A 5,046-nucleotide genomic window follows, 5' to 3' on the forward strand; every position below is an offset into this window, starting at 1 on the left:
CGGCCAGCACCAGCAGGTCGAATTCGCCGTGCGTTCGCTGGCCATCATGGGCGTCCCCCGTGTGGTCACCATCTTCTCCTCCGCACTGTACGAGCAGCAGTCCAGAAGCCAGGTGGAGAAAGCCGCGAGCGCCACACGCATTGCCGTTGACTACGTGCCTGCAGCCAGGCTCAGCCAGGTCGGCTACAAGTACCGGCCAGATGTGCCGGTGGTACTGTTTCTGGGTGGCACGCTGGAACTGCACGAATTCATCAATCAAATGGCCATGCCGGCCGGCCGCCAGTGCTATGTCATCGCGCTGGCGGACGTCAACTTGCAGGTGCTGGCGCAGATGTCCAAGATCCCCAGCCAGATATCGGTGGTGGCCACCCAGGTGGTGCCGCCGGTCACCTCAGGCACTGCCGTGGTGCGTGAGTACCGCGAAGCGCTGAGCCGGCTGTTCGACGAAGAGCCCACACCGCAGGGACTGGCCGGCTTCATTGCGGCAAAATTCACCGAGGCGGCCATTGCGCGCTCGGCCCAACCCTGGAGCAGGTCCTCCCTGCTTGCCACGCTCAGAAGGCAGGAAGACAGCGACCTGGGTGGGTTCAATGTGCTCTTCAACAAGGGCATGCGCATCAGCCAGTATGTGACTCAGACCGTCATAGCGAGGGATGGACGGGTGCTGCGCTAAGAGCGGCTCACAAAACTCTTCTGGCGTCGTTGCAGCGTCTTGTCGTACTACTCGTACTGCCTGCGATGCCGATCCTCACTGGCAAGGATGAATCAGGCGGCGTTTGCCTTGTACCAATGCGATGTTTTGGAGATTTGATGCCAGATGCCCATGTGGTCATTTTTGTGTCCCAGCGCAATTCGTTTCGAAGCGTTCTCGCGCGTGCATGCCTGGAGCATGTGAGCAAGGGCCGGTTCAAGGCCTACTCCTGCGGCAACCCGGCCAGGCTGGCGTCCGAACCTCACGAGCTGGCCATGCACGCAATCCGCGCCGCTGGCATTGGGCTGCGACAGGACAAGCAGCACGACTGGAACGAGTTTGCGCGCCTGGGCGTGATGAAGGCACAGTTCGTCATCACGCTGGACGCCAGCGTTCAGGACCTGACGCCCAAGTGGAACGGGCAGCCAGACACAGCCTTGTGGGCCTACCCCGACCTTGTGGGGGGCAACACCGGCACCGAAGACCTTCAGCGAGCAGCCAGTGTGATGCTGTTGTCGCTACGCCGCCGCCTGGAGATTCTGTCCAGCCTGCCGCTGGCCCAAGGGGATCGCACGGCCCTGCGCCACGATGTCAGGGATCTGGGATACCTCGCTTGAAATTGAAACCGCCTCAGCCGGCACCCATGCCGGCTGCCTGTTCCAGCAATGGAATTGCCCCTACCATTCCGACGGACAGTCGGCATGGATTTACGCTTGCTGCTCCATGAGACTTTTACCCCGCGTTCTGATCGTCGATGACGAGCCCGCGATTGCGGAATTGATCTCCATCAATCTGCGGCACAACGGGTTTACTCCGTTCTGGGCTGAAGATGGCGAGTCGGCCCAGCGGGAGCTGGACAATGAACTGCCGGATGTGATCCTTCTGGACTGGATGCTGCCCGGTGAAAACGGCTTGCTTCTCGCCCGCAAATGGCGCGCCGACCAACGCACCAGACGCGTCCCCATCGTGATGCTCACCGCCAGGGGTGACGAGGCGGACAAGGTGGCCGCCTTGGATGCCGGTGCAGACGACTACATCACCAAGCCGTTTTCCACGCAGGAATTGCTGGCCCGCATTCGTGCCGTCATGCGGCGCAATTTTTCCGACCCAGCCAGCGACAAAGTCACCGTCGGACTGCTCACCATCGACGCGGCAACCCATCGCGTCACATTCAAAGGCCAACATGTGAGACTTGGGCCCACAGAGTTCAAATTGTTGCATTACTTCATGACGCACGCAGAGAGAACCCATACCCGCTCGCAGGTGCTGGACACGGTCTGGAATGACGATGCACTCATTGAAGAGCGCACCGTCGATGTCCACGTGAAGCGACTGCGCGATGCCTTGGGAGAGGCTGGCGCCATGATCGAAACCGTGCGTGGTGCTGGTTACCGCTTCACTACAGATTCCCAGCCGCGACTGTAGATTGCTGCGAAGGTTGCTTGCACTCCTTCATCACTAGTGTCCCGAGTTAGAAATTCGTTGAGTAAATCTACCGACAATCGCCGCCATGCGTCGTTGCAAATGCTCGCCATGCGCCCGGCATGTCTGCGCTTTGCGCCTAGCTTGGCAGCGATTTCGGCAGATTTCTTTCTTCAACGAACTTCCAACTCAGGACACTAGTCCTCACTGACCGAGCGGACCCGCCAGAGAAATTTCTGCAATGACCCACGCGCCGAGAACCAATTCAGAGACCGCCATCATCTGGGTGCTGCGAATTCTTGCCTGTATCGCCATCCTCGCCGGGGCTGCAGGGCTTGTTCTGGGGCCCGTCACAGGGCCGGGATTGCAATCCATCACTGTGTCGACAGACAGCGAATATCGATTTCTCAGCGGTATCTGGCTCGCGACAGGGCTGGTTCTGTGGTGGTCCTCACAAAGTCCTCGAGACCGTGCCGCTCACACGCGTGTCGTTCTTCTTGCGATCATCGCTGGGGGGGGTGGCCGGGCAATCTCACTCATCGTCGCTGGCTACCCGGAACCTTATTTTCTCGCAGCGTTGTGCATCGAACTTCTTGGCGTGCCTCTTGTCCTGTACTGACATAAGAAGACGTGGACTGACGCCAGCAGGTAACGCGTCACGCTGACCGGGGATGCGGACAAGAGCTTGGGCTACCTCCAAGTAGTTCATGCATTTCTACGAAGATAGCTGGCGCTTTCACGGAAATGCAGGCCGCGATGCCGTCACTGGCCGCTGCCGGCAAAGCGCATCGGTGCTGGTTGCTCACTGGATTCAGGCACAAATTCTGCATGCTGTCTTACGCCCGCGCGCCATCGCTGCAGGCAAGATAGGCGCTGTCAACATGGCCCACAACCGGTATGCAACAAACTGGAGTGCCGTTGACCCCTGCTGGCCGTCCAAAGCCTGGGCCATGAACCATCATCAAATTCCGCTTCCCCGACCATGAGCCCAGTGGCGAATGTTTTGTTCGTATCTGCCGAAAACGCCGTTCGCAGCCAGTTGGCGGAGGCGTGCCTTCGCCATATCGGCAAAGGCCGTTTCAACGCCTTTTCGTGCGGTGTGCCCGAGAAGACGGCGATGACTGTGAGCCCTGTAGCGCTGGAAGTTCTGCACCGGGCGGGCATGCCCATTGCCCGTTTGTCGACCAAGAGCTGGGAGCAGTTCCTGGCGCCAGGGGGCACGCGCATCGACATCATCGTGGCGCTCGATGGCGCGACCGTACACAGCCATCCGGCATGGCCATGGCAGGCGCACAGCGCGCACTGGGACTATCCGCCGCTGCTGCATACCCTGACGCCTGTATCCAACCGGGTGCAGCAGGCAGAGCAAACGCTGCATTCGTTGCGCCGCCGCGTCGAGCTCGTCATGAACCTGCATGACAGCGGCAAGCTGCGGCGCGAGGATTGGCAAGGCATTGGCGATGCGTCGCCGCTGGTCGAGTTGTCTGCCGATTGACAGCACGGCAGCGGATTTTTGGCTGACTGTTCACGCACTGGCCTGGCTACGAGAAATGAGAAAGGACCCCCCCATGGAAGTCGAATTCAAGTTCCACATTGACGAGAGCCAACTGGCTGCGCTGCAAGCTGCTGCCCAACGTGGTGACGCGACCACTGTGAGGCTGGAGGCGCGGTACTTCGATACCAAGGACGCTGCGCTGTCGTCGCGCGGCATCGCCTTGCGCCTGCGCAAAGAGGGCGATCAGTGGGTACAGACCGTGAAGGCCCGGGGCGATGGCCCGCTGGACCGCGAAGAGCACAACGTACAGGTCGACGCACCATCCCCTTCGGTGCAGCCCGAGCTGCATGCGGGCACAAAGGCGGGCAAGCGGCTGCTTGAGGCGCTGGACAGCGCTGAAGGCCCACTGGAAGAAACCTACCGCACCGAGATCGACCGCGCCATACGCAACCTGCAGTTCGATGGCGGCATGGTTGAGTTGGCGCTGGACACCGGCAAGATCGTCGCCCACGGCGGTACCGAACACGAGAAGCAGGCAAGTGTGTGCGAGCTGGAGCTTGAACTCAAAGAGGGCCCCGTAACCGGCTTGGTCGAAGTGGCCACCCAGTGGGCGTCCAAGTACGGGCTGGTTGTGAACACGGTTTCCAAGGCCGAGCGCGGCGAGCGGCTGCTGGCGGCCGGGTGGGGACGGCCAGCAATCAAGGCCCGACCCATGGTGGCGCCAAGCGGCACGCGCAAATTCCTCAAAGGACCAGCGCTGCAGCGCGCCGCCGTGGCCAACTGCCTGGCGCAGATTCTGGGCAACGCCAGCGAAATCGTCGAGGGCTCGGATGATGAAACCCATGTGCACCAGCTGCGCGTGGGCATTCGCCGGCTGCGCACCGTGCTGCGGGAGCTGGATGCGCTGGCCCCGGGCGCTTACGACCCTGTCTGGGAGCAACCACTGGTGGAGGCCTTTCGCCGCCTGGGAGAACTGCGCGACCGCGACCAGGCGGTGCAAACCATCGGCGCGGAGCTTTTGGAAGCAGGCGCTCCACCGGTTGATGCGCCGCCGCAGGCCACTACGGCGTCGCCGCTGGAAATCGTGCGCTCGCCGGCCTTTCAGGGCACGCTGATCGCCCTCATGGGCTTTACTGCGCACCCTGCCGACAGCGAGGCTCCCGACCTGGCCCAGGCGTCTCTCGGAGCCCGTGGCACACGCAAGTACCTGCACCAGCGCTTGCGCACGCTGCGCAAGAAGGTGCACCAGGACGCAGGCAGGTTCGAAGCCCTGTCCATTGACGACCAGCACAGCGTGCGCAAGCGCCTCAAACGGCTGCGGTTTCTGACGGAGTTTGCTGCGCCAGCGATCCAACGCGAGGCCGGCGATTTCCTTGAAAGCCTGCAGCCGGCGCTCTCCGCACTCGGTCGGCTTAACGACGAACACGTGGCAAGCACC

At 61.7% G+C, this 5,046-nt stretch carries 6 protein-coding genes and 1 pseudogene; all 7 read left to right on the top strand.

Annotated features, from left to right (window positions below; translation table 11 throughout):
- A pseudogene (locus QYL93_RS31680) lies at nt 1-673 on the top strand (twin-arginine translocation pathway signal protein); the annotation flags it as partial.
- Nucleotides 674-738: 65 nt separating this feature from the next.
- Complete coding sequence (locus QYL93_RS31685; protein ID WP_305747404.1) at nt 739-1,308, top strand: protein tyrosine phosphatase; 570 nt, start codon at nt 739-741, stop codon at nt 1,306-1,308.
- 106 nt (nt 1,309-1,414) lie between these two features.
- On the top strand, nt 1,415-2,116 hold the full coding sequence (gene phoB / locus QYL93_RS31690; protein WP_305747409.1) for a phosphate regulon transcriptional regulator PhoB: 702 nt from the start codon (nt 1,415-1,417) through the stop codon (nt 2,114-2,116).
- A 238-nt stretch (nt 2,117-2,354) separates the two neighbouring features.
- Nucleotides 2,355-2,732: a DUF4345 domain-containing protein gene (locus tag QYL93_RS31695; protein ID WP_305747405.1), complete on the top strand. Its 378-nt coding sequence runs from the start codon at nt 2,355-2,357 to the stop codon at nt 2,730-2,732.
- A gap of 88 nt (nt 2,733-2,820) precedes the next feature.
- Nucleotides 2,821-3,099 (top strand): hypothetical protein, encoded by a 279-nt coding sequence (locus tag QYL93_RS31700; protein WP_305747406.1) that lies wholly within the window; start codon nt 2,821-2,823, stop codon nt 3,097-3,099.
- Nucleotides 3,096-3,608 carry a low molecular weight phosphatase family protein gene (locus QYL93_RS31705; protein ID WP_305747407.1) on the top strand — a complete coding sequence of 171 codons (513 nt, stop codon included), beginning with the start codon at nt 3,096-3,098 and terminating at the stop codon, nt 3,606-3,608. The genes QYL93_RS31700 and QYL93_RS31705 overlap by 4 nt, the downstream gene beginning before the upstream one ends.
- Nucleotides 3,609-3,681: 73 nt before the next feature.
- Nucleotides 3,682-5,046 (top strand): CYTH and CHAD domain-containing protein (locus QYL93_RS31710; RefSeq protein ID WP_305747408.1); only part of this gene is annotated, 1,365 nt, incomplete at its 3' end.

Source organism: Acidovorax sp. A1169 (assembly GCF_030704685.1).
Taxonomy (GTDB): Bacteria; Pseudomonadota; Gammaproteobacteria; order Burkholderiales; family Burkholderiaceae_C; genus Acidovorax.